This is a genomic window from Isoptericola sp. NPDC056134 (genome assembly GCF_042264825.1).
In the GTDB taxonomy this organism is placed as follows: Bacteria; Actinomycetota; Actinomycetes; order Actinomycetales; family Cellulomonadaceae; genus Isoptericola; species Isoptericola nanjingensis.
Genome location: NZ_JBHJVM010000005.1, coordinates 218,329 through 239,329 on the forward strand (window position 1 = coordinate 218,329; position 21,001 = coordinate 239,329).

The window sequence follows — 21,001 nt, forward strand, 5'->3', positions numbered from 1 at the left end:
GCCGAGCCCCGCGGCATCGAGCGTCGCGCCTGCCCCGCGCACTCATGACGTGCCACGATGGCCGCATGAACTTCATCGTCCGCACCCTCGTCACGGCCGTGGCGCTGTGGCTGAGCGACCTGATCTTCACCAACCTCGAGATCCTGCCCCCGTACGACGGCGACAACGTGCTCGAGTACATCCTGGCGGTGCTCGGTGTCGCGTTGGTGTTCACCATCATCAGCAGCTTCGTGAAGCCGATCGTCAGCATCATCTCGATCCCGCTGCTCATCCTCACGCTGGGCCTCTTCTACCTGGTCATCAACGCCGGTGTGCTGTGGCTCACGACCTGGATCACCGACCAGGGGTGGTTCGGGGACTGGGGCGTCGACGTCAGTGGCGGCTTCTGGTGGTTCGTCTGGATCGCCCTCATCCTCGCCGTGCTGCAGGCGATCATCGGCGCGTTCGCGCCGAAGAAGGGCTGACGCACCGGCCTCCGCCGCACGACACGCTCAGTGCAGCATCGCCCCCGTCGGGTTCCCCGGCGGGGGCGCCGTCGTCCCGGGCGCCATGACCAGGGGCGGCGCCGGGTCCACCCGGCGCGCCGCGAAGAACCGGGTGCGCGCCCGGGTGCCGTCGAGCAGCCGCTCCAGCCGCGCCGTCACCCCCGCCACCTGCACGTTCCCGGACCGCCGCGCCGCCGCCAGCGTGCGCAGGTGCGTGGGCATCGCATGGGCGAGCGAGATGCTCCCGGCCGCGGCGACGTCGGCCGGGTCCGTCGAGTCCAGCAGCCGGCGCCCCACCGTGACGCGGTCCGCCGTGGCCGGCCCCTCCTCGCGGGACCTGCCGTCCACGTTCTCGACCAGGCTCTCCTCGTTCTCCACGTGCAGCACGGGCACCCCCGCGGGGAGGGCGAACGACGCGGTCGGCGCCCCCGCGGTCACCACGCCGCCGACGGGGTGGTTCGCGCGGAACGCCGACGACGCCGCGAGCGCCGCCGCAGCGATCCCGCCGAGGCTGTGGCCCACGAGCACCACGGGCTCGTCCGGGGACGCGCCCGCCGCGTCGAGGGCCTGCTCCACGGCCACGGACACGTCCGCCGCCTCGTGCGCCATGAGGCCGAGGTCGGTCGCGGCGTCGAACGGGTTCGAGGACGACAGGAGCTCCTGGGTCCCGGGGATCAGCACGGTCCACGACGTCGTGCCGTCGCCGTGCACGACCTCCTCCACCGCGAGCGTCCCGGCGGGCACACCGGCCGCGGGCCGGTCGACGACTCCGCTGCCCTGGGGGTAGAGGTCCGCGGTGCGCGCGAGCGTCTCCGCGACGGAGCCCGCCGGCCGGTCCGCCCACCCGGGCCGAGGGCCGGCGAGGTCCGCGTCGGCCAGGGCCACCACCTGGGGCACCGCGTCGGGCAGCAGCGCGGCCACGACGTCGGACAGCGAGCCCGCGCCGCGCGTGACGGGGTCCAGCGCGGTCGCCGGGCCCTCCTCGATCCCGCGCCGCAGGTCCTGCCAGGTCAATGGCCGGGTGGCGCTGAACCCCGCCGCGAAACCCCCGACCGCCTCGTCGGAGAACGGCGCGACGACCCGCCACACGCTCGCCAGCCTCCCGTCGGGGCCCGTGGTCACCGGCGCTGTCGGCGGATCGGGCGGGGAGGACGCGGTCGGCGGCGCCACGGTCGCGCCGGTCGGTCCAGAGCCGCGTGGGCCAGAGCCGGGTGAGGCGCCGCGGGCCCGGACACCGCGCAGCCCGTCCGCCACGGACGTGACGGTCAGCACCGGCGTCGCCGCCAGCCCGAGCCAGGCTCCCGCCGCGCCCGCCAGCAGGGTCACGGCCCCGTCGGCGACGCGCTGCACCACGCTCTCCGCCTCCCGGTACAGGCCGGCCGCGAGCCGCAGCCGGCGCGAGCAGCCCTCCGCCGTCGAGGCCCGGGCGCGCAGCCGGGCGCTCACCTCGTCCAGCCGAGCCGCAGCCGCCTCCCGGTACGCGGCAGCCGCGGCGTCGTCCCCCGCGGCGCCGGGCAGCGGCACGGCCGGTCGCGGCCACGGGTCGGGGGCCCACGCCGCACCCCGCAGGGTCCCGGCGGCGCCGAACGACCGGTGGGACGCCCGCCGCAGGCCCTCCGCCACGCCGTCGAGCAGCACCGCCGCGCCCTGCACGGCCTCGGCGTCGACCTGGGCGAGGGCCCGGCCGCCCACGACGTCCAGGGTCTCCTCGGGCGGCAGCCCGCGCGTCACCGGGCCAGCACCTCGGCAGCCCCCTCGAGGAGCCGCAGATCGGCGTCGAGGTCGGCGAGCAGGGCGCCGACGTCGTCGCGGAACCGGTCGGCCGCCGTCGACTGCCAGGCCACCGCCAGGCTGCGCCGTGCGCCCGCAGTGGCGTCGAGGACGTCGTGGCGCGCCACGAGGACGGCGGCACGGGCGGCGCTCGGGTCGGGTGCCGGGGACGAGAAGGGTGGGGCCGGTGAGGTCATGCCCGCGACGCTAGGCCGCGCCCCGACCGTGACTCCGGGCGCGACTTCGGCCTGTGGACGGCGCCGCCCTGGGGACAGGCTCCCCACCGCGCCGCGCCGTCCCCGCGTCCGAAGCCGACGTCGGATACCGACGTCCGAGACCGACGTCCGCTATGCCTCCGGCACCCCCGCGAGCCGGGCGGCGTCCGACAGGATGTCGATGCCGACCACCCGGCCGTCCCGCACCGTGAACGCGAGCAGCGAGTAGACCGTCCCGTCCTCGAGGACGGTGACCAGGCCGGGCGAGCCGGCCACGAGCGCGAGCCGCGAGAAGCGCGCCGTGCCGAAGTGCAGGCGCGCCTGCTCCGCGACGGCCTGCGCGCCCCGCAGCACGCGGGACAGCTCCCCCGGCCCGTAGTCGAGGCGCACCACGACCTCCGGGTCGAGCAGCGCCACGAGGCCGTCGAAGTCCCCCGCCTGCGACGCGGAGAGGTAGGCGGCGACGACCTCCCGACGCCGCGCGACGTCGTCCTGCACGGGCACGGCGTCGCGCACCTTGCGGCGCGCGCGGCTGGCGAGCTGACGCGTGGCGGGGAGCGACCGGTCGACGAGCGGCGCGATCTCCTCGAAGGGGACCGCGAACTGGTCGTGCAGCACGAACGCGACGCGCTCGGCGGGAGCCAGGGTGTCCAGCACGACCATCAGCGCCGAGCCGAGGTCGTCCTGCTCGACCGCCCGCCGCTCGGGGTCGGCCGGCCCGTCGGCCGGCGCCACGAGCAGGTCCGGCAGGTGCCCGTCCCACGCCGTCTCCCGGCGCGTCCCGCGCGAGCGCAGCAGGTTGAGCGCCACCCGTCCGACGATCGTCGTGAGCCAGCCGCCGAGGTTCTCCACCCCTGCGGCGCCGGCGGCGTGCGCACGCACCCACGCGTCCTGCACGGCGTCCTCCGCGTCCGCCGTCGACCCCAGCACCCGGTACGCGACCGCACGCAGGTGCGGCCGGAACGCCTCGAACTGGTCCGCCGTGAGCCGGCCCGCCGCGAACTGATCCGTGCTCACCGGTCACACTCCTTCGTCGGGCCGTGTCAGAGAGGTGACAGCGCACGCTGCCGGTGACACCGAACCACGAGGGTGCGACACCGGCCCTTCGACCAGGAGCCCGCATGACCTCCCTGACCTCGAACGATCCGGCCTCGACCGATGTGGCCTCGACCGACACCTTCTCCCCGGCCTCCGCCCGCGACCTGCGCGGGCGGGTGCTCCTGCCCGGCGACGGCGCGTTCGACGCCGCCGCGACCCCCTGGAACCTCGCCGTCCGGCAGCCCGTCGCGGCCGTCGTCGAGGCCGCTGACGCCGACGACGTCGCCGCCACGGTGCGGCACGCGCGCGACGCCGGGCTGACGGTCGCCGCCCAGTCGACGGGCCACGGCGCGTCGGGCGACGTGGTGGGCACCGTCCTCCTGCGCACCCGCGCGCTCGACGCCGTCGAGGTGGACCCGGTGCGCCGCACCGCCCGGGTCGGCGCCGGGGCGTCGTGGGGAGCCGTGCAGTCCGCCGCGGCCCCGCACGGCCTCACGACCCTGCTCGGCAGCGCCCCTGGCGTCGGCGCCGTCGGCTACACCCTCGGCGGCGGGCTGGGGTGGTTCAGCCGCGCCCACGGCCTGGCGGCCGACCACGTGCGGTCGTTCGACGTCGTGTCCCCCGCGGGCGAGAAGGTCACCGTCACCGCCGCCTCCGACCCCGAGCTGTTCTGGGGGCTGCGCGGCGGGGGCGGCGACCTGGCCGTCGTGACGGCGATGGAGATCGACCTGGTCGAGCTGCCCGCGTTCGCGGGCGGCAAGGTCGCCTGGCCGGCCGCGCGCGCCGCCGAGGTCCTCGGCGCCTTCCGCGAGGTCACCGCCACGGCCCCGGCCGAGCTCAGCGTCTGGCTGTCGCGGGTGGAGGCGCCCGGCGCCCCGGCCGTCGTCGTCGTGCACGCCGCGTACCTGGGCGACGCCGCCGCGGCGCGCGCGCTGCTCGCCCCGTTCGCCGGGGTCCCCGACGTCCTCGGGCCGGGCGTCGACGCGGCGATCGGCCCGGTCGCGCCGGCCGACGTCGGCGACATCACCGCCGACCCGACCGACCCCTCCGCGGGGAAGGGCCGCGCCGAGCTGCTGCAGGGGATCGACGACGAGGCGGTGGAGCGCCTGTTCACGACCTCGGTCGCGCCGCTGCTCGTGCTCCAGCTGCGGCACCTGGGCGGCGCCCTGGCCGCGCCGGGCGACGGCGCGGGCGCGCTGGGCGCGATCGACGAGCCCTACCTGCTGTACGCGTTCGGTCTGGCGTTCGAGCCGAGCCTCGCGGCCGCCGTCGGCCACCGCCTCGAGGCGCTGCCGGCCGAGCTCGCGAGGGTCGCCACGCTGCGCAAGCCCGCGACGTTCCTCGCCCCGGGCGAGAGCGTCGCGGCCGCGTACGACGACGCCGCCCTCGCCCGGCTGCGCGACCTCAAGCGGGCCCGCGACCCGCGAGGCACGGTCCGCGGGAGCTACCCGCTCCTCGGCTGAACCGGGCGCCGGCGATCGTGGTGAGCGCGATCTCGGGGACAGTTCGCGGTCGGCCTGTCCCCGAGATCGCGCTCACCGCGTCCGTCTGGGCCCGTGGGAGAATGTGGGCCGTGACCTCCCCCGCGCCGCAGACCTCGCCGACAGAGTCCACAGCCGTCCCGACCCGCGTCACTCTCGCGGACGTCACCCCGCCGATCGCGCTGGGGCCGCTCGACGGCCGCTACCGCGGCGCCGTCGCGCCGCTGGTGGACCACCTCAGCGAGGCCGCGCTGAACCGGGCGCGCATCCACGTCGAGGTCGAGTGGCTGGTCACGCTGTGCAACGGCACGACGGCGACCCCCGGCGCCGTCGTCCCCGGCGCCCCCACGCTGACCGACGCCGAGATCGCCTACCTGCGCCGGATCCCCGCCGCGTTCGGCGCGGACGAGATCGCCGAGCTCGCCGCCATCGAGCGCGAGACGGTGCACGACGTCAAGGCCGTCGAGTACTTCATCAAGCGCCGCATCGCCGCCGCGCCCGAGGTCCTCGGCGAGACCGGCCTCCCCGCCGCGAGCGAGCTGGTGCACTTCGCGTGCACGTCCGAGGACATCAACAACCTGTCGTACGCGCTCATGGTGCAGGGCGGCGTGCGCGAGGTGTGGCTGCCCGCCGCGACCGCGCTGACCGACCAGCTCGCCGAGATGGCGCGCGAGCACGCCGAGGTCCCGATGCTCAGCCGCACGCACGGTCAGCCGGCCACGCCGACGACGATGGGCAAGGAGCTCGCCGTCCTCGCGCACCGCCTGCGCCGTCAGCTGCGCCGGGTCGAGGGCGCCGAGTACCTGGGCAAGCTCAACGGGGCCACCGGCACCTACGGCGCGCACGTCGTCGCCGTCCCGGGCGCCGACTGGCCGGCCGTGTCGAAGGCGTTCGTCGAGCACCTGGGCCTGGTCTGGAACCCGCTGACCACGCAGATCGAGTCGCACGACTGGCAGGCCGAGGTCTACGCCGACGTCGCCCGCTTCAACCGCATCCTCCACAACCTCGCGACCGACGTGTGGACGTACATCTCGCTGGGCTTCTTCACGCAGATCCCCGTCGCGGGGGCCACCGGCTCGTCGACCATGCCGCACAAGGTCAACCCGATCCGGTTCGAGAACGCCGAGGCGAACCTCGAGATCTCGTGCTCGCTGCTCGACACCCTGTCGGCCACGCTCGTGACGTCCCGCCTGCAGCGCGACCTCACCGACTCCACCACGCAGCGCAACATCGGCCCGGCGTTCGGCCACTCGCTGCTCGCGATCGACAACGTCCGCCGCGGCCTCAAGGCGCTCAACGTCAACGCCGCGCTCATGGCCGACGACCTCGACCACAACTGGGAGGTGCTCGGCGAGCCCGTCCAGTCTGCGATGCGCGCCGCGTCCGTCGCCGGCGTCGAGGGCATGGAGAACCCGTACGAGCGGCTCAAGGAGCTCACGCGCGGGCAGCGCGTCGACGCCGCTCGGATGCGCGAGTTCGTCGCCGGCCTCGGCCTGCCCGACGACGTCGCCGCGCGCCTCGCGGACCTCACGCCCGCGTCGTACACCGGCATCGCCGCCCGGCTGGTCGAGGACTACCTCGCCTGACCCCGGTGCGCCGGGGTCAGCGCGCCATGGCCTGCTGGCCCAGGACGGCGAGCAGGGCGAGCTTCTCCTCCGCCTCGGAGCGCGGCGGCGCGGTGAGCACCAGCAGCGCCTGGGTCTGGTCCTCGGTGAACAGCACCTGGCAGTCCAGCTCGATCGGCCCGACCTGCGGGTGCACGAGCGTCTTGTGGTCGGCGAACCGCTGGTGCACCTCGTGCCGGTCCCACAGCTCGGCGAACTCGGGGCTGCGCTCCCGCAGCTCACGCACCAGCTCGCCCGCGCGCGAGCGCGGGCCGAGCATCCCGTGTGCCACACGCAGCGTGGACACGAGCGAGCGCCCCTGCCGGTCGCGGTCGTCCTCGGGGTACAGCAGCCGCTCGGACGGGTCGGTGAACCAGCGGTAGACGTCGCTGCGCGCCCACCCCGTCAGCGCCGACCGGTCGCCCAGCAGCGCGACGGCGAGATCGTTGGCCACGAGCGTCTCGCCGAGCGCGGACAGCACGAGGGCGGGCGTGTCGGACAGTCGGTCGAGCACGCGCAGCAGCGCGGGCGACACGTGGGACGACATCGTCACCCGGTCCGGCGCCCCCCGACCGGCCACGCGGAACAGGTAGTCGCGCTCGTCGTCCGTGAGCCGGAGCGCCCGCGCCAGCGACGCGAGCATCTGCTCGCTGGGCTGCGGGCCGCGCTGCTGCTCCAGCCGCGTGTAGTAGTCGGCCGACATGGCGGCGAGCGCCGCGACCTCCTCCCGCCGCAGCCCCGCGGTGCGACGTCGGGCGCCCGTGGGCAGGCCGACGTCGGCGGGCTGCACCGCCTCCCGGCGACGGCGCAGGAACTCGGCCAGCTCTCGACGGTCGGCGGCACGCTCCATGCGCCCATCGTCCGCCGCCGCCGCCGGTCGGGCCAGGCCGCAGCCAGGGATCGTCGGTCCCCCGACGACCGCTCCTCTCCCGCCCGCGCGCCGGGCCGCGCAGGGTGAGGGGCATGGACCTCACCCGCAGCACCGTCTTCGTCCCCGGCGCGACCAGCGGCATCGGCCTCGCGCTCGCCCTCCGGCTCCAGGCCCGCGGCAGCACCGTGATCGTGGGCGGCCGCCGCACCGCCCTGCTCGACGAGATCGTCGCCGCCCACCCCGGGATCGACGCCGTCCGCGTCGACACCGCCGACGCCGCAAGCATCGAGGCGGCCCGCGACGTGGTGCTGGAGCGCCACCCCGGCCTGGACGCCGTCGTCGCCATGGCGGGCATCATGCAGCCCGAGGACTGGACCTCGTCCGACTTCCTCGCCACCGCCGAGCGCACGGTGACCACCAACCTGCTCGGCCCGATCCGCCTGGCCGCCGCGTTCCTGCCGCACCTGCGTGCCCGCGCCGCGGCGGGCTCGGGCGCCGCGTTCGTCACGGTCTCCTCGGGGCTGGCGCACGTGCCGCTCGCCGTGACGCCCACGTACAACGCGACCAAGGCCGCGGTCCACCGGCTGAGCGAGGGCATCCGGCTGCAGCTCGAGCCGGCGGGCGTGCAGGTGATCGAGATCGTGCCGCCCGCGGTCCGCACGGCCCTCATGCCGGGGCAGGAGGACAACCCGATCGCCATGCCGCTGGACGCGTTCGCCGACGAGGTGGTCGACCTCCTCGCGGCCCGTCCCGACGCCCACGAGATCCTCGTCGAGGGCGTGAAGTTCCTCCGCTTCGCCGAGACGTCGGGCGCTTACGACGCGACGGTCGCGCGGCTCAACGCCACGGACCGGCACGCCGTCTGACGCCCGGCGCTCAGGGCTTCGTCGACCCGACGTACTTCGACGCGACGTAGCCCTGGTGGCCGTTGACGAACACCTTGACCCACCCGCCGGAGGAGTCCCAGATCTTCTTGACGGCCTTGCCCTTGTTGAGCGTGTCGATGGCCTTGTAGCCGGTGCCTGGGCCCGAGCGCAGCCGCAGGCCGTCGACCTTCACGTACCGCGTCCCCAGCGAGGTGAGCCCCGGGGAGACGTAGTTCGCGTGCATCCAGCCGGTGGTGCCGCCGTAGCTCACCTTGCGCCACACGCCCGAGCCGGCGCCGGGCTTGGCGGTGAGCCAGCGGTTGACCTTGACGGTCTTGAGCACGCGGTAGCCGGTGCCCGGGCCGGAGCGCAGGTTGACCTTGGTGGTCGTGTAGTAGTTGCAGGACTTCGGCACGACCCGCTTGTACGCCCACGCCGCGCCGGCGGTGAGCGACGCCCCGTGGTTCTTCATCCACGGCAGCGGGTCGGTGGTGCTGCCGGAGCCCTTGTACTCGCGCTTCCAGATCTCCAGGTGCAGGTGCGGCGCGGTGGACGTGCCGGAGCTGCCGACGTCGGCGATGCGCTGGCCGCGCTTCACGTACTTGCCGGCCTTCACGTACTTGTCGCCGTCGACGACGTGGCCGTAGACGGCGAAGACCTTGCCGCCGTCGGCGTTGGAGCGCACCACCACGACCTGGCCGAAGCCGGGCGCCGACCCGGCCTTGACGACGGTACCGGGGGCGACGGACTTGATCGGGGTGCCCTTCTTCGCGCTCATGTCCTGGCCGAGGTGGGAGGTGGACGCTCCCCTGATGGGCATGCACCTCGGCCCGTAGTAGGAGGAGAGCCCGTAGCTCTTGTCGGGGAGCGGCCGGACGGCGGCCGCCGCGGCCCCCGCCCCCGCGACCCCGCTCGTGAAGGCCACCGCCGTGGCGATCCCCAGGGTGACTCCGGTCGTGATGATGCGTCGCACGGTGCGCATGGTGGTGCCCTCTCCGCGTCAGAAGGTCCGGGGCGTCGTTGCCCGAACGCACGGTAAGCACAGGCGCGGGGGTGGCGCGCGCGGTACCACATCCGCGACACTCGTCTTCACAGGTACCCGTGAGCGTGAAACTCCCTTACCCCACGCCTGACCACCGGAGGTCTGCAATGACGCACCCCGATCCGACCGGCCGAGCCGACCACGGCGCGAGCGAGCGCGCCCTCGACCGGCGCGGCTTCCTCTCCCTCGCGACGGCGGGGGTGGCGGGCTCGGCGCTGTCCGTGACCGTCGGCTCGATGACGCCCGCCAGAGCTTCGGAGGCCACCCCGAAGGCCGCCGCCGGGACCACCGCCCGCAAGCGCGAGCTGCGCGCGATGTGGATCTCGTCGGTCGTCAACATCGACTGGCCGTCGCGCACCGGCCTGAGCACGGACGAGCTGAAGGCCGAGTACCTCCACTGGCTCGACGTCGCCGTCGGCATGCACCTCAACGCCGTCTTCGTGCAGGTCCGGCCGACGGCGGACGCGTTCTGGCCCAGCCCGTACGAGCCCTGGTCGCAGTACCTCACGGGCACCCAGGGCGGCGACCCCGGGTTCGACCCGCTCGCGTTCGTCGTGGCGGAGACGCACGCCCGCAACCTCGAGCTGCACACCTGGTACAACCCGTACCGCGTGTCGATGCAGACGGACCCCACGAAGCTCGTGCCCGAGCACCCGGCCCGGCAGCACCCCGACTGGGTGTGGCCGTACGGCGGCAAGCTCTACTTCGACCCGGGCCTGCCGGAGGCGCGCGAGCACATCTACGCCGCGATCCTGCACAGCGTCGAGCACTACGACGTCGACGGCGTGCACTTCGACGACTACTTCTACCCGTACCCCGTGGCGGGCCAGACCCTGCCCGACGCCGCCACGTACGCCGAGCACGGCGGCGGCTTCGCGACGATCGAGGACTGGCGGCGGCACAACGTCGACGAGTTCGTCCGGACCGTCTCGGAGCGCATCAAGGAGCTCAAGCCCTGGGTCAAGTTCGGCATCAGCCCGTTCGGCATCTGGCGCAACGCGTCGACCGACCCGCGCGGCTCGGAGACCGGCGGCTCGCAGAGCTACGACCTGCAGTTCGCCGACACCCGCAAGTGGGTCCTCGAGGGCTGGCTCGACTACATCAACCCGCAGATCTACTGGCAGTTCGGGCTCGCCGTCGCGGACTACGCCAAGCTCGTGCCGTGGTGGGCCGACGTCGCGGCGACGTCGGGCACCCACCTGTACATCGGCGAGGCGCTGTACAAGGTGACGTCGGGCGTGTTCACCGACCCGGCGGAGCTCAGCAACCACCTCACGTTCTGCGCGGAGGTCACGGAGCAGGGCACGCCCGTGCACGGCAACGTGTACTTCTCGGCCGTGCACGTGCCGCAGGACCCGCAGGGCTCCATGTCGCGGGTCTTCGCGGACCACTACAGCCACCCCGCGCTCGTCCCGACGATGCCGCACCTGCCCGGCACCGCCGTCGAGCGGCCGACGCTCACGCACGCGCGCCGCGAGCGCGACGGCGTCCGGCTGCGCTGGGTGGACGCGGCGCCGCACCGGCGGCGCGCGACGTCGTTCGCCGTCTACCGGGCCGCCGGGGACCGCGTCCCCGTGGACGTCGAGGACGCCACGCAGCTGCTCGGCACGGTCCGCTCGGACGGGCACGTGCTGCAGTCCTTCACGGACGCGACGGCCGTGGGCGGCGAGCGGTACACGTACGCCGTCACCGCCCTCGACCGGCTGTGGAACGAGTCCGCCCCGAGCCGGAGCCGCACCGCCGGCTGAGCGCTCCCCACGACCGTCGAGCCTGTCGAGACCCGGCCGAAGGGTCTCGACAGGCTCAGCCGGCGGAGGAGAGGAAGATCCCGTTGCCCGGGCCCACGGGCAGGTCGAGGACGAAGAACACCGTGAGGATGGCGGCCCACACCAGCCAGAAGCAGACCGTGAACGGCAGCAGCCGCGCCATCACGGTGCCGAGGCCGGCGCTCGGCTCCCACCGCCGCAGGTAGGCGAGCAGCACGATCATGTACGGGTTGAGCGGCGTGATGATCTGCGTCGCCGAGTCGCCCACGCGGAACGCCGCCTGCACGAACGCGGGCTCGTACCCGATGAGGGCGAACATCGGCACGAAGACGGCGGCCATGAGCGTCCACAGCGCCGAGCCCGAGATGATGAACAGGTTGAGCAGCGACGCGACGACGAGGAAGCCGAGGATCGCGCCGTAGCCGGTGAGCCCGATCGACTCGAGCGCCGACGCCCCGGACACCGCGATCCACTGCCCGACGCCGGACCAGTTGAACAGCGCGATGAACTGGCCGAGCACGAACGCCAGCACGACGAACCCGATCATGTCCTTCAGCGCCTGGCCGAACATGATCGGCACGTCCTCGATGCGCCGGACCGTGCCGACCGCCCGCCCGTAGACGATCGCCGGCACCAGGAACATCGTGAAGACGATGAACACGATCGAGCTGAGCAGCGGCGACTCGGGCAGGAACGCGCCGTCCTCGTTGCGCCACGGCGAGGCGGGCACGAGCACGGCGGCCGCCATGACCGCCGCGACGCCGAGCGCCACCAGCAGAGCGTTCCGCAGCCCGCGACGCTCGTCCGTCGTCGTGGCCGCGGAGGCCGAGGCGAGCGGGTCCTCGCCGTCCTCCGCCACCTGCTCCACCGGCACGCGCTGGCGGCGGATCCGCGGCTCGAGCACCCTGTCGATGAGGAAGCCCGCGAGCAGGGCGAGCGCGATCGACGAGACGGCGTTGAAGAACCAGTTCGACAGCGGGTTCACGGGCGAGCCCGGGTCCGGCAGGATCTGCGCGACCGAGCTGGTGATGCCCGCGAAGAGCGCGTCGAGGCTGGTGACGAGGATGTTCGTGGAGTACCCCGCGCCGGCCGCGGCGAACCCGCCGAGCAGGCCCGCGACCGGGTGCCGACCGGCCGCGCGGAACACCATCGCCGCCAGCGGCGGGATGATGATGAACGCGGTGTCGGACATGATGCTGCCCATCACGCCGACGAACCCGACGGCGTACGCGAGCGCCCACCGCGGCGCGGAGCCGAACGCGTACCGCACGGCGGCGCCGAGCAGACCCGACTTCTCCGCCACGCCGACCGCCATGAGGATCGGCAGCACCGTGACCAGCGGCGGGAAGCCCAGGAAGTTCTCCCCGAGGTTCTCGGTGAGCCAGGTCATCCCCTCGGCGGTGAACAGGCCCTTGACCTCGACCACCTCGTCGCTGCCGGGCATCTGCACGGTGACGCCCGCGAGCGCCATGCCCGTGGAGGCCAGCGCGATGACGCCGAACAGGATGAGGAACAGCGTGAACGGCTCGGGCAGCTTGTTGCCGATCCGTTCCACCACGGCCAGGAACCGGTCGGTGCGGGATCGGGTGTCGAGGGTGCTGGTCACGCGGTCTCCCCGGGTCGGCCCGCCGCCGCGGGCGTGTCCGCCCGAACGTAGTGGCCCCGGTCACCCATGGCGAGAGATCGGCGGATTCGTCCGCATCGTGAGATTCGCGCGATTCCTCCCGGGCGCCGCGCCGGTTTCCCTACGATGCCTGACATGACCGTGCCCGACGCGAACGCCACGCAGCCCGCCCGCCCGAGCACCGCCTACCTCGACCACCTGTTCCACGAGAGCGAGGAGCGCCGTCGGTCGGCCCCGCCGTCCGACGTCGCCCCCTCGCTGCTGCCCGCCGCCGTCGCGGACGCCGTCGAGCGCGCGGCCGAGGCCCTGGAGCCCGACCTTCGGGAGGTCGTCGAACGCCTGCACGCCGACCCGGAGCCGGCCTGGGAGGAGCACCGCAGCGCCGCCCTGCTGGTCGAGGTGCTGGCCCGGCACGGGATCGACGCCGAGCTCGGCGCGCACGGCGTCCCGACGGCGTTCCGCGCGGAGCTCACGGGGGCCGGCGACGGCCCGACGATCGCGATCTGCGCGGAGTACGACGCGCTGCCCGTCATCGGGCACGCCTGCGGGCACAACGTCATCGCCGCCGCCGGGGTGGGCGCGTTCCTCGCGCTGCGCGGAGTCCTGGCCTCGGCGGGCGCGCCCGCGGGTCGCGTCGTCCTGCTCGGCACCCCCGCCGAGGAGGGGAGCTCCGGCAAGGAGGTGCTGGCCCGTGCGGGGGCGTTCGACGACGTGGACGCGGCGATCATGGTGCACCCGTACGGGCAGGACGTCGCCGAGCAGGTGTGGCTGGGGCGGCGGCTGCTCACCTGGACGTTCACGGGCAGGCCGGCGCACGCGTCGGCCCAGCCGTTCATGGGGCGCAACGCGCTCGACGCCGCGAACCTCGCCTACCAGGGCATCGGGCTGCTGCGGCAGCAGCTGCCACCGGTGGACCGCGTGCACGCGACCGTCGTCGAGGGCGGCACCCGGCCCAGCATCATCACCGAGCGCGCGGTGATGCGGCTCTACGCCCGGTCGAAGTACCCGGACACCCTGCGCGACCTGTCGGCGCGGCTCGACGACGTCGCCCGCGGCGCGGCGCTCATGACCGGCACCGAGGTCGAGATCGTGTGGGACGACGGCGCCCTGCCGAGCCTGCCCGTGCGCACCAACGCGGCGCTCACCGAGCGCTGGGTGGCGGCGCAGCGGCGGCGCGGGCGCGACCCGCTGCCGCCCGGCGTCGTGTCCGAGACGCTCGCCGCGTCCACCGACTTCGGCAACGTGTCGTTCCGCGTGCCCGGCATGCACCCGCTGATCCAGGTGTCGGCGCCCGACGTGGCCCTGCACACCGCCGAGTTCGCCGACGCCGCCGGCGGCGCGGCGGCCGTCCCGGCCGCCGTCGACGGCGCCGTCGGGCTGGCCCTCACCGCCCTGGAGTACCTCACGGACGACGCGCTGCGGACCGCCGTGCACGACGAGTTCGTCGCGCACGGCGGCCCGCTGGACGTGCCGACCTACTTCGACTGAGCGGGTCGGGGGGCGACGCCCGTCAGCGTGCGGTACCGGTCACCGAGCGGTGAGCTCCGCCGGGTCGGCGGGGCCCTGCGGTGCCGGCTGCACCGGCGCGTCGTCGCTCGGCACGTCGCCGCGCAGCACCGTCGCGGTCGCGGCAGGCCGGTCGTCGGCCACCGTGAACCGCAGGGTGTCGGTGAACTCCCGGCCGTGGTTGTCGACGGCCGTCACCGTCGCGGCGTGCGTGCCCGCCCCCAGGTCCTCGGGGAGGGGCAGCCGCCACAGGTGCGCGTTCGACCGCGTCGCGTTCCCGCTGGTGAGCAGGTTGCGCGTGGCCGCCGTCGGGTCGGAGTACTCCCAGCCGGTGCGCAGCGACTCGCCCGTCATCGGCTGGGTGTGCTCGGCCTCGACCGCGGCACCGCCGTCGATCGACACCTCGACGCTCGCGGCCGACGAGCCGGCATAGAAGTTGGCGGTGAGCCAGCTGTCGCCCGCGAGGTCGTCGGCACTCACCAGCCTCTCGTCGCCGAGCGCGGGCGCGTCGCCCTCCTTGCCGCCGTCGCGCCACGCGAGCGCCTCGCCGGCCCAGTCGCGCCAGTGCGGCGTGTTCACGCCGAGGGCGAGCTGGAGGTCGTCCTGCTCCCCGCGGATCGTGTACCGCTCGGCGAACGCGTTGCCGTCGAGGTCCAGGGTGAGGACGCCCGGCCGGGCGCCGTCGGCCATGTACGCGTAGGGCAGGCCCTGCTCGTCGAGGCCGCCGGAGTACCAGTCGCCCGAGACGGCGCCGGCCACGAGCTGGGTGTGCTCGAGCTCCTCGACGCCTCCCGCCTGCCACTCGGCGCGCGTGTCGCCCGGCAGCAGGTTCTCCAGCATGTGCGTGTGCCCGCCGACGGTCACCGCGTTGCGCCCGCGCAGCACGTCGTACAGCTCCGGTGCGTTGTCCACGATCACCTGGCGGTGGTCGACGATCGGTGCGTGCGTCGCGACCACGACGAGCTTGTTCTTCGGCACCTCGGCGAGGTCCGCCTCGAGCCAGGCGAGCTGCTGGTCGTCGATCTGCTCCCAGTAGCCGCCGTTCTTGCCGTCCGGCTTGGCGCCCTTGTAGACGATGCTGTCGAGGACGACGACGTGCGCCTGCCCGACGTCGTAGGAGAAGTAGCCGGGGCCGACCTCCTGGCGGAACGTGTCCAGGGCCCGGGAGTCGTCGGCGGCGTCGTAGTCCATGTCGTGGTTGCCGGGCGCCATGCGGACCGGGCCGTTCGCGGCGGCGTAGATGTCCTTGAGCTCGGGGTACAGGCTCAGGTCGTCGCCCACGTTGTCGCCGAGCAGCAGGACGCCGCAGCTCGCGTAGTCGTCGCGGGCCATGAGGTCCGCGACGGCGCCGTCGCGCGCGTAGCCGACCTGGGTGAGGTCGTACGTCTGGGTGTCGGCCGCGATCGGGCAGCTCTGCTTCGCCCTGCCGGTCGCCTTCGACTTCCCGAGGGGGAAGTTGACGGCCTTCGGCAGCGGCCCGGTGGGCTCGAGGCCGCCGTACCTCAGGTCGGGCGACCCCTCGGGCAGGTGGTTGTAGCTGAACTGGGCGATGGCGTTCTCGTCCACCGGCACCTGGTAGCCCGCGGGCTGGGTGACGAAGACGGTCATGTCGTCGAAGGCCGGGAGGCGGTAGCGCCCCTGGCCGTCGGTCGTGACGACGTCGCGCCCGTTGGACACCTGGACGCCGGCGACGCCCTTCTCGCCCTTGTCCTGGGTGGAGTCCTCGTCCTTGTCGTGGAACACGGTGCCGGTGAGCACCTCGGGGTCGGCGGCGTCGCCGCGGACGACCTCGACGGAACCGGTGTACAGGCCGGCCTGGGCGCGCTGGGCGGCCGCGGCCGCCTTCACCTCGGCCGGGTCGGGCGACGGCGCGGCCGCGGCGCCGGGCGCCACGAGGACCAGCCCGACGAGCGAGGCGGCGCCGGCCGCGGCACAGGCCTGGCGGATGCTGCGGGGGTTCATGTACTTCCTCCGGGGTCGTGAGAGAGCGGATCGAGTACACGCCCTCGTCAGGGCGCTCCGGCATGCCGATGGCGACGACGGTAGGCGGCCGAGGCAACCGTCCGGTGACGTCGAGACGCCGGGCAGCCGAACGTCAGACGGGGCACGGCGAACTCCCAGCGAACGAGGCCCGCCCGTTACCCGGCGGACACCCGTCCCGAACACGGGCGTCATGCGGGCTCCCTACCGTCGGGCCCAGCCGACCTCAGGAGGAGCACCATGCACGACGGACGAGACGCTGCCGAGACCCTCACCGCCGGCCTCGGGCGCCGACGGTTCCTGCAGGCCGCGGCCGGCGTGGGCGCCGGGGCCGCGCTGACTGTCGGCGCGGCGGTCCCCGCCGCGGCCACCTCGGGCGGCACCACCGCCGCGGGCCGGGGCGGCGCGGGCAGCTTCGGCGGCATCCTGCAGCCGGGCCAGGGCCGCATCCGCGGGGAGCACTACCTGCGCTCCGACGTCGACGACGTCCTGTGGGGCTACGTGCCCTCCGTGCACGCGACCGCCGTCACGCGGGTCCGGTCGGGCCGCACGATCACCATCGACTCGGTGTCGCACGAGGGCATCCTCGAGGACCAGGGCCGCGACCCCGTCGCGTGGTTCGGCGAGCGCGGCGTCCGGCGCCGCGAGGTGCTGGACGACGCCGTCGCCATCGCCGAGGGCTACGACCGCACCCCGCGGAACTTCGACACCGACGGACCGCACGTCATCACCGGCCCCGTGCACGTCGAGGGCGCCGCGCCCGGCGACGTGCTGAAGATCGAGACGCTCGACGTCGTGCCGCGCGTGCCGTACGGCGTCATCTCGTCCCGGCACGGCAAGGGCGCGTTGGCCCTCACCTCCTCGGGCGCACCCGCCGGCATCACGCTCGACGAGGTCATGCCGCCGGTCGCGACGGACGGCCGCGCCACCGGCGTCCCCACCGAGTACGGCAACGTGTCGGTGCTCGCGCAGATCCGGGGCGGCAAGGCGGTCATCGGCGAGGGGCGCTCGCGCGTGTCGTTCCCGCTGCGGTACTTCTTCGGCACGATGGGCGTCGCGTTCTCGGAGAACACGGGGCTCACCGCCCCCGAGGCGAACTCGATCCCGCCCACGCTGGGCGGCGGCAACATCGACATCAGCCGGCTGGGCGCGGGCTCCACGTTCTACCTCCCGGTGCGCGCGCCGGGCGCCCTGTTCTACGTCGGCGACCCGCACATGGCGATGGGCGACGGCGAGGTGGCGCTCACCGCGATGGAGGGCTCGCTGCGGGGCACGTTCCGCCTCACCGTGTGCAAGCCGGGCTCGGGCGACGCGCCCTCCGTCGCGTACTCGTACCCGTTCGCCGAGACCGCCGACGCCTGGATCCCCATCGGCCTGTCCGACCCGGACGGCGCGGTGGGCGGCAACGGCTCCGACCTCGACGTCGCGATGCGGCGCGCCGTCGTCAACGCCCTCGACTTCCTCGAGCACGACCAGGGCCTGGACCGCGCGATCGCGTACGCGTACCTGTCCGCGGCGGCCGACTTCGCCGTCTCGCAGGTCGTCGACCGCACGGTCGGCGTGCACGGGCTGGTGCGCAAGGCGGACTTCCGAGGCTGACGGCGGCGGGACAGCCCTGACACCCGGCGGCGACGACTGGCAAGATCGACCCCATGCACGAGCGCGCGGGGAAGCCGGCCCAGGACATCGACCTCATCGACGTCGACCAGGTGGTGGGGGCGTACTACGACCTCGCGCCGGACGTCGCGGACCCGGCGCAGCAGGTGGTGTTCGGCACGTCCGGGCACCGCGGCTCCAGCCTGGACACCGCGTTCAACGAGGCGCACATCGCGGCGATCACGCAGGCGATCGTCGAGTACCGGGCGTCGCAGGGCACGGACGGCCCGCTGTTCATCGGCCGGGACACGCACGCCCTGTCCCTGCCGGCGTGGCAGACGGCGCTGGAGGTGCTGGCCGCGGCGGGCGTCACGGTGATGGTCGACGCCCGCGACTCGTTCACGCCGACGCCCGCCGTGTCGCAGTCGATCCTCATCCACAACGGCGCGACGACGGGCGACGGCGTGCGCACGCAGGGGCCGGGCCTCGCGGACGGCATCGTCGTCACGCCGTCGCACAACCCGCCGCGCGACGGCGGTTTCAAGTACAACCCGCCGCACGGCGGCCCCGCCGGGTCGGAGGCGACGGGTTGGATCGCGGACCGCGCGAACGAGATCCTCCGCACCGGCGGGCTCGCGTCCGTGCGCCGGGTCGCGCTCGAGGACGCGCTCGGGGCCGACACCACCCACAAGCACGACTTCCTCACCACGTACGTGGACGACCTGCCGAACGTCGTCGACCTCGACGCGATCCGCACGGCCGGCGTGCGCATCGGCGCGGACCCGCTGGGCGGCGCGTCGGTCGAGTACTGGGGTGCGATCGGCGAGCGGTACGACCTCGACCTCACCGTGGTGAACCCGCAGGTGGACCCGCGCTGGTCGTTCATGACGCTCGACTGGGACGGCAAGATCCGCATGGACTGCAGCTCCCCGTACGCGATGGCGTCGCTCGTGGAGAAGATGGCCGGCGACGCGCCGTACGACGTCGCGACCGGCAACGACGCGGACTCCGACCGGCACGGCATCGTGACCCCCGACGCCGGGCTGATGAACCCCAACCACTACCTGGCCGTCGCGATCGGGTACCTGTACGGCGGGGCGCGTCCCGGCTGGCCGGAGGGCACGGCGGTCGGCAAGACGCTCGTGTCGTCGGCGCTGATCGACCGCGTCGTGGCGGGCCTGGGCCGGCAGCTGGTCGAGGTGCCCGTGGGCTTCAAGTGGTTCGTACCGGGCCTGCTGAACGGCGAGGTCGGGTTCGGGGGCGAGGAGTCGGCGGGAGCGTCGTTCCTGCGCCGCGACGGCCGCGTCTGGTCCACCGACAAGGACGGCCTGCTGCTCGCGCTGCTCGCCTCCGAGATCATCGCGACGACGGGTCGCACGCCGTCGGAGCACCACGCCGACCTCGTCGACCGCCACGGCGAGTCCTGGTACGCCCGCGTGGACGCGCCGGCCACGCGCGCGCAGAAGTCGCGCCTGGCCGCTCTGTCCCCCGACGAGGTCGCCTCCACGACGCTCGCCGGGCAGGACATCACCGCGACGCTCACCGAGGCGCCGGGGAACGGCGCGAAGATCGGCGGCCTCAAGGTGACCACCGAGGACGCGTGGTTCGCGGCCCGCCCGTCGGGCACGGAGGACGTGTACAAGATCTACGCCGAGTCGTTCGTGTCGGCCGACCACCTCGCCGAGGTGCAGGCCGCCGCCAAGGAGCTCGTCGACGGCGCGCTCGGCGACGCCTGACGACCGCCGTGCCGCACCTGCGCACGTACGTCGTCACCGGCGCGGACTCCGGCCTGGGCCGGGCGGTAGCCGACCTGCTCGCCGCGCGCGGGCGGGTGATCACCTGCGGGCTGGCGGACGGCGTGGACGTGCGCGCCGACCTCACGACCACCGAGGGCCGGGCGGACCTGGTCGAGGGGGTGCGGTCCCTCGGCGGCGGGCGGGTCGACGGCGTCGTCGCGGCGGCGGGCGCCGGCGCGCCCCGGCCAGAGACGGTGGCGCTGAACTACTTCGGCGCCACCGGCGTGCTGGAGGGCCTGCGCCACTGCCTGGCGGCCTCGGACGCCCCGGCCGCCGTCGTCGTCTCGTCGTCGTCGACGCTGAACCGCGGCAGCGGGGCGCTGGTCCGCGCCTGTCGCAGCGGCGACGAGCGGCGCGCGCTCGCCGTCGCGCGCCGGCTGACCCGCACCGGTCGCGGGAGCCAGCTCTACCGGTCCAGCAAGGCGGCCCTCAACCTGTGGACACGGGCGACCGCCGTGTCGCCGGAGTGGACCCGCGACGGCATCGTGCTCAACGCCGTGGCCCCGGGGATCGTCGCCACGGACGTCGTGACCCGCACCTGGGAGCGCGACCGGGTCCTCCTGGAGACGGCGCTCCCCCAACCCCTCGGCGCGCCGGGACCCATCGCCCCGGTGGCCGACCTGCTCGCGTTCCTGGTCTCGCGGGAGAACCGCTTCACGACCGGCCAGGTCGTCTACTGCGACGGGGGCACCGACGCCCTGACGCGCGGCGGCCGCCCCCAGCGGGTGCACCTCCGGTACGGGGTCCGCGCGATGGCGACGATGGCGCGCGAGGCGCGGCGCCGCACGACCACTCCCTGACATCCATTTGATTTCAGCAGGCAACCTTTTTATGTTTGCTCCCCGCAACCAACATGGGAGTGGGCGAGCATGCCTGAGCACGCGCGGTACGAAGAGCTCCAGCGCCAGCTGCGCGCTGTCGGCGTCGTCAAGCGCACCATCGTGCGCAACCTGCCGCACGACTGCGCCGTCGGGCCGACGGCCGTCATGTCGACCCTGCGGCGACAGGGGCCGATGCGGCTGAGCCGCCTGGCCGACCTGCTGTGGCTGGACCCGTCCGTCACCAGCCGGCACGCGTCCCACGCCGTCGAGCAGGGGTGGGTCGAGCGCACGCCCGACCCGGACGACCGACGGTCGTGGATCCTCAGCCTGACCTCGGAGGGGCAGCGCAAGCTCGAGCAGATCTCCGCGACCACCGCCGGTCTGCTCGCCGAGCGGATGGGCGACTGGGACGACGCCGAGATCGACCGCCTGACGGAGCTCATGGCCCGGCTGCACGGCAGCTTCGCCGAGTGCCCGACGTCGGCCCGCGCCGCCGTCCCCGCCCGGGCCTGACGCCCTCACGCACACGCAGCACCTCCC

The 21,001-nt window shown here is 74.3% G+C and carries 17 protein-coding genes; 10 read left to right on the forward strand and 7 right to left on the reverse strand.

Going from position 1 to position 21,001, the window contains the following annotated elements; translation table 11 throughout:
* Nucleotides 1–65: 65 nt before the first annotated feature.
* Nucleotides 66–464, forward strand: a complete 399-nt coding sequence (locus ACFCZN_RS07460; RefSeq protein ID WP_429765549.1) for a phage holin family protein — start codon at nt 66–68, stop codon at nt 462–464.
* A gap of 27 nt (nt 465–491) precedes the next feature.
* On the opposite strand, the gene ACFCZN_RS07465 is transcribed toward ACFCZN_RS07460, so the two are convergent.
* The 3 genes from ACFCZN_RS07465 to ACFCZN_RS07475 all read right to left on the reverse strand — a co-directional run bounded on the left by ACFCZN_RS07465 (nt 492) and on the right by ACFCZN_RS07475 (nt 3,487).
* Nucleotides 492–2,216, reverse strand: coding sequence for a hypothetical protein (locus ACFCZN_RS07465; protein ID WP_430556343.1), 1,725 nt, complete (start codon nt 2,214–2,216; stop codon nt 492–494).
* A complete protein-coding gene (locus ACFCZN_RS07470; protein ID WP_430556344.1) occupies nt 2,213–2,452 on the reverse strand; it encodes a hypothetical protein in 240 nt (79 codons plus the stop codon). The genes ACFCZN_RS07465 and ACFCZN_RS07470 overlap by 4 nt, the downstream gene beginning before the upstream one ends.
* A gap of 150 nt (nt 2,453–2,602) precedes the next feature.
* On the reverse strand, nt 2,603–3,487 hold the full coding sequence (locus ACFCZN_RS07475; protein WP_430556345.1) for a sigma-70 family RNA polymerase sigma factor: 885 nt from the start codon (nt 3,485–3,487) through the stop codon (nt 2,603–2,605).
* Nucleotides 3,488–3,591: 104 nt separating this feature from the next.
* On the opposite strand from ACFCZN_RS07475, the gene ACFCZN_RS07480 reads away from it, so the two are divergent.
* Nucleotides 3,592–4,971 (forward strand): FAD-binding oxidoreductase, encoded by a 1,380-nt coding sequence (locus ACFCZN_RS07480; protein WP_430556346.1) that lies wholly within the window; start codon nt 3,592–3,594, stop codon nt 4,969–4,971.
* 101 nt (nt 4,972–5,072) lie between these two features.
* On the forward strand, nt 5,073–6,575 hold the full coding sequence (gene purB, locus ACFCZN_RS07485; protein ID WP_430556347.1) for an adenylosuccinate lyase: 1,503 nt from the start codon (nt 5,073–5,075) through the stop codon (nt 6,573–6,575).
* A 16-nt stretch (nt 6,576–6,591) separates the two neighbouring features.
* On the opposite strand, the gene ACFCZN_RS07490 is transcribed toward purB, so the two are convergent.
* Nucleotides 6,592–7,443 (reverse strand): helix-turn-helix transcriptional regulator, encoded by an 852-nt coding sequence (locus tag ACFCZN_RS07490; RefSeq protein ID WP_429765536.1) that lies wholly within the window; start codon nt 7,441–7,443, stop codon nt 6,592–6,594.
* A gap of 113 nt (nt 7,444–7,556) precedes the next feature.
* On the opposite strand from ACFCZN_RS07490, the gene ACFCZN_RS07495 reads away from it, so the two are divergent.
* Nucleotides 7,557–8,330, forward strand: a complete 774-nt coding sequence (locus tag ACFCZN_RS07495; protein ID WP_430556348.1) for an SDR family oxidoreductase — start codon at nt 7,557–7,559, stop codon at nt 8,328–8,330.
* Between the two features lie 10 nt (nt 8,331–8,340).
* On the opposite strand, the gene ACFCZN_RS07500 is transcribed toward ACFCZN_RS07495, so the two are convergent.
* Nucleotides 8,341–9,303 (reverse strand): peptidoglycan DD-metalloendopeptidase family protein, encoded by a 963-nt coding sequence (locus ACFCZN_RS07500; RefSeq protein WP_429765532.1) that lies wholly within the window; start codon nt 9,301–9,303, stop codon nt 8,341–8,343.
* A gap of 176 nt (nt 9,304–9,479) precedes the next feature.
* Between ACFCZN_RS07500 and ACFCZN_RS07505 the strand changes: the two genes are divergently transcribed.
* Nucleotides 9,480–11,120: a family 10 glycosylhydrolase gene (locus ACFCZN_RS07505; protein WP_430556349.1), complete on the forward strand. Its 1,641-nt coding sequence runs from the start codon at nt 9,480–9,482 to the stop codon at nt 11,118–11,120.
* Nucleotides 11,121–11,175: 55 nt separating this feature from the next.
* On the opposite strand, the gene ACFCZN_RS07510 is transcribed toward ACFCZN_RS07505, so the two are convergent.
* Nucleotides 11,176–12,744, reverse strand: a complete 1,569-nt coding sequence (locus ACFCZN_RS07510; protein WP_430556350.1) for an AbgT family transporter — start codon at nt 12,742–12,744, stop codon at nt 11,176–11,178.
* A 153-nt stretch (nt 12,745–12,897) separates the two neighbouring features.
* Between ACFCZN_RS07510 and ACFCZN_RS07515 the strand changes: the two genes are divergently transcribed.
* Entirely contained in the window at nt 12,898–14,250 is a 1,353-nt protein-coding gene (locus ACFCZN_RS07515) for a M20 family metallopeptidase (RefSeq protein WP_430556351.1), read from the forward strand.
* Between the two features lie 39 nt (nt 14,251–14,289).
* Here the strand turns inward: ACFCZN_RS07515 and ACFCZN_RS07520 are convergent, their stop codons facing one another.
* Nucleotides 14,290–16,230, reverse strand: a complete 1,941-nt coding sequence (locus tag ACFCZN_RS07520) for a calcineurin-like phosphoesterase C-terminal domain-containing protein (protein ID WP_430556352.1) — start codon at nt 16,228–16,230, stop codon at nt 14,290–14,292.
* A 258-nt stretch (nt 16,231–16,488) separates the two neighbouring features.
* Between ACFCZN_RS07520 and ACFCZN_RS07525 the strand changes: the two genes are divergently transcribed.
* From ACFCZN_RS07525 to ACFCZN_RS07540, 4 genes are all read left to right on the forward strand, one after another.
* Entirely contained in the window at nt 16,489–17,847 is a 1,359-nt protein-coding gene (locus tag ACFCZN_RS07525) for an acetamidase/formamidase family protein (RefSeq protein WP_430556353.1), read from the forward strand.
* 53 nt (nt 17,848–17,900) lie between these two features.
* Complete coding sequence (gene pgm, locus ACFCZN_RS07530) at nt 17,901–19,580, forward strand: phosphoglucomutase (alpha-D-glucose-1,6-bisphosphate-dependent) (RefSeq protein ID WP_430556354.1); 1,680 nt, start codon at nt 17,901–17,903, stop codon at nt 19,578–19,580.
* An 8-nt stretch (nt 19,581–19,588) separates the two neighbouring features.
* Nucleotides 19,589–20,440, forward strand: coding sequence for an SDR family oxidoreductase (locus ACFCZN_RS07535; RefSeq protein ID WP_430556355.1), 852 nt, complete (start codon nt 19,589–19,591; stop codon nt 20,438–20,440).
* Nucleotides 20,441–20,509: 69 nt separating this feature from the next.
* Entirely contained in the window at nt 20,510–20,974 is a 465-nt protein-coding gene (locus ACFCZN_RS07540; protein ID WP_430556356.1) for a MarR family winged helix-turn-helix transcriptional regulator, read from the forward strand.
* The last annotated feature ends 27 nt before the right edge of the window (nt 20,975–21,001 follow it).

Coding starts and splice junctions, on each gene's coding strand:
- ACFCZN_RS07480 (WP_430556346.1), top strand. CDS start 3,592: ATGACCTCCCTGACCTCGAACGATCCGGCCTCGACCGATGTGGCCTCG.
- ACFCZN_RS07540 (WP_430556356.1), top strand. CDS start 20,510: ATGCCTGAGCACGCGCGGTACGAAGAGCTCCAGCGCCAGCTGCGCGCT.
- ACFCZN_RS07495 (WP_430556348.1), top strand. CDS start 7,557: ATGGACCTCACCCGCAGCACCGTCTTCGTCCCCGGCGCGACCAGCGGC.
- ACFCZN_RS07460 (WP_429765549.1), top strand. CDS start 66: ATGAACTTCATCGTCCGCACCCTCGTCACGGCCGTGGCGCTGTGGCTG.
- ACFCZN_RS07505 (WP_430556349.1), top strand. CDS start 9,480: ATGACGCACCCCGATCCGACCGGCCGAGCCGACCACGGCGCGAGCGAG.
- ACFCZN_RS07470 (WP_430556344.1), bottom strand. CDS start 2,452: ATGACCTCACCGGCCCCACCCTTCTCGTCCCCGGCACCCGACCCGAGC.
- ACFCZN_RS07515 (WP_430556351.1), top strand. CDS start 12,898: ATGACCGTGCCCGACGCGAACGCCACGCAGCCCGCCCGCCCGAGCACC.
- pgm (WP_430556354.1), top strand. CDS start 17,901: ATGCACGAGCGCGCGGGGAAGCCGGCCCAGGACATCGACCTCATCGAC.
- ACFCZN_RS07525 (WP_430556353.1), top strand. CDS start 16,489: ATGCACGACGGACGAGACGCTGCCGAGACCCTCACCGCCGGCCTCGGG.
- ACFCZN_RS07490 (WP_429765536.1), bottom strand. CDS start 7,443: ATGGAGCGTGCCGCCGACCGTCGAGAGCTGGCCGAGTTCCTGCGCCGT.
- ACFCZN_RS07520 (WP_430556352.1), bottom strand. CDS start 16,230: ATGAACCCCCGCAGCATCCGCCAGGCCTGTGCCGCGGCCGGCGCCGCC.
- purB (WP_430556347.1), top strand. CDS start 5,073: ATGTGGGCCGTGACCTCCCCCGCGCCGCAGACCTCGCCGACAGAGTCC.